Origin of the sequence: Actinomadura rubrisoli, from assembly GCF_004349215.1 — a bacterium.
Lineage (GTDB): Bacteria > Actinomycetota > Actinomycetes > Streptosporangiales > Streptosporangiaceae > Spirillospora > Spirillospora rubrisoli.
On record NZ_SMKU01000598.1, the window covers coordinates 1 to 2806 of the forward strand.

General features: G+C 71.0%; 2 protein-coding genes. Both read right to left on the bottom strand.

Annotated elements, in window-relative coordinates; all coding sequences use genetic code 11:
- Window positions 1-1091: ABC transporter ATP-binding protein (locus E1298_RS45850; RefSeq protein ID WP_131903642.1), on the bottom strand; the 1091-nt coding region annotated here is incomplete at its 3' end.
- Window positions 1092-1138: 47 nt separating this feature from the next.
- The coding region (locus tag E1298_RS45855) for an ABC transporter substrate-binding protein (protein ID WP_131903643.1) at window positions 1139-2806 on the bottom strand (1668 nt) is incomplete at its 5' end.

The window sequence follows — 2806 nt, forward strand, 5'->3', positions numbered from 1 at the left end:
GCCGGGCCGCCGTCCGCCGCCGTAGTGTCCGCGTTGGTGTCGTGGAGGCGGTCGGGGGGCGCGGTGCGGCCGGACTCGACGGCGCGCAGCCGCAGGTGCTCGGCGGCCTCGTCCAGCCCGGCCGCCTCGTGCGGCAGCCAGCAGGCCGACACGTGCGCCGGGTCGTCGCCGGAGACGGGCTCCAGGGGCGGGTCGTCGGGGACGCAGCGGTCCATCACGTACGCGCAGCGCGGATGGAACACGCAGCCGGACGGCAGGTTGATCAGGCTCGGCGGCTGGCCGGGGATCGGCCTGAGGCGGTCCCGGCCCCCGGCGGCGGAGGGCGCCGACTCCAGCAGGCCCTTGGTGTAGGGGTGGTGCGGGCGGTAGTAGAGCGGGCGGCGCCCGGCGCGCTCGGCCGCCTTCCCCCCGTACATGACCAGCACGTCGTCCGCCATGTCAGCGATCACCCCCAGATCGTGGGTGATCATGATGAGGGCGGTGCCGAACTCGGCCTGCAGCCGCCGCATCAGGTCCAGGATCTGGGCCTGGACGGTCGCGTCCAGCGCGGTCGTCGGCTCGTCCGCGATGATCAGCTTGGGGTTCAGCGCGAGCGCCATCGCGATCATCGCGCGCTGGCGCATGCCGCCGGAGAACTGGTGCGGGTACTCCTCGGCGCGGCGGGCGGGGTGCGGGATGCCGACCAGGCCGAGCATCTCCACCGCCCGCTCGCGGACCTCCCGGCGGCCCGCCGCCGGCTCGTGCGCCTTGATCATCTCCTCGATCTGCCGGCCGACCCGGTACAGGGGGTGGAGGCTGGACAGCGGGTCCTGGAAGATCATGCCGATCTCGGCGCCGCGGATCCGGCGCAGCTCCCGCTCCCCCGCGGTCAGCAGGTCCCGGCCCTCGAACAGGGCACGCCCGCTCACCCGCGCGCCCGGCGTCAGCCCCATCAGCGTCTGCGTGCTGACGCTCTTGCCCGAGCCGGACTCGCCGACGATGCCCAGGGTGCGGCCCCGGTCGACGTCGAACGACACGCCGCGTACGGCGCGCACCACCCCGTCGGGGGTGGGGAAGGAGACCCGCAGGTCGGTCACCTGGAGAAGGCTCATCGCCGTCCCTTCGCGTCGGGGATGGTGCGGCCCACCGCTAGGGCGCCTTAGGAGAGCCTCACCTGCCCGAGGTCGAACGCCTGGTACTGCGGCAGGTAGCGGGCGTTCTTCACCCGCGGGGAATGGAAGATCGGGTACTTCTGGTTCATCAGCGGCACCACCGCCGCGTCCTGCATGATCAGCCGGTCGGCGCGCGCCCAGAACCCGGCGGCGGTGCCGGCGTCCTTGGCCTTGAGCGCCTGGTCGACGAGGGCGTTGACGGCCGGGTCGTCGTAGCCGCCGTAGTCGGTGGAGTTGGGCCCGTACTGGCGGCCGTCGAACAGCGGGACGATGTTGGTGCGGCCGTTGTTGCCGTACCAGTCGGGCACCCAGCCCGGCCCCGCCAGGTCCCACTTGCCGGCCTTGGCGTCGGCGGGCGTCACCAGTGTGGTGTTGTAGAAGGTGCCGTTGGTGTCGGGCGTCAGGTTCGCGGTGATGCCGCAGGACTTCAGGTTCGCCTGCACCGACTGCGCGACCTTCGGGTGGTTGCTGCTGACCCGGTACGGGAACCTCAGCGACAGCCCGTTGGGGTACCCGGCCTGCGCGAGCAGTTGCCTGCACTTGTTGGGGTCGCCGGCGTTGCCCGGCGTCGGGTACAGGTCGAACGGCTGGTGGCCGACGCTGCGCGGCGGGATGACCTGGTTGAGGACCTCGCTGACGTCCGGGCCGCCGTAGATCTGGACCAGCGCGGTCTTGTCGACCGCGTAGTTGATCGCCTGCCGGACCTCCTTCTTGCCCAGCGCCCCGCCGTTGTTCGGGCTGAGGGTGTTCAGGACGAGGTAGGGGTTGCTCGCCGACCCGTCCATGATCTTGAAGTTGGGGTCGGACTTCAGGCCCGGGATGCGGGAGGTGGGCACCGGCTGGTCCCAGGACAGGTCGGCCGAGCCCTGCTCAAGCTGCTGCTGCACCACGTCGGGCGAGTCCTGCCCCATGGTGACCTGGATGCGGTCGGGGTTCTGCGCGCGCGTCGGGTCGGACTGGGCCTTCCAGTTCGGGTTCTTGTCCAGGATGTACTGCTTGTTGGGCGAGTACGCGGTGATCTGGTACGGCCCGTTGGAGATCGTGTGCCGGCGGAATTCCGGGCTGTCGGGGATGTAGCGGTCATACTCCTGAGGGGCGGCGGCGGAGAATTCCAGCGCGAGGATGTTGGTGAAGTCGCTCGCGGGCTGCTTCAGCCTGACGACGAGCGTCTTGGCGTCCTTGGCGACGAGGCCGGAGACCTTGGTCTCGTCCTGGTAGGACGCCATCGCCGGGGCGCTCTTCGGGTCGACCTTCGCGTAGCCCGTGCAGAAGTCGGCCATCCCGGTGATGGTCTCGGAGTAGTACGCCTTGCCGCCCGACGGCTTGGCCGGGTTGCAGACCCGCTTGATGCCGCGGACGAAGTCGGCGGCCGTGACCTCGCGGGGCGGGCTGGTGTTCCACAGCACGCCGCCGCGCAGCTTGATGGTGTAGGTCCGGCCGTCCTGGCTGAGGCCGCCGTTCTGGACGGTCGGGATCTCCGCCGCGACGTCCGGCCGCACCTTGACGGCCTCGTCGAACTCGTTGGACGCCGCGAAGCCGAACAGCGTCCGGGCGAACTGGCGGGCCAGCAGGTTGCCCCAGGTCGTGTAGACGCTGGAGCTGTCGAGATGGTCCACGTCGGACGACCCGACGACCTTGAGCGTGCCGCCCGCGCC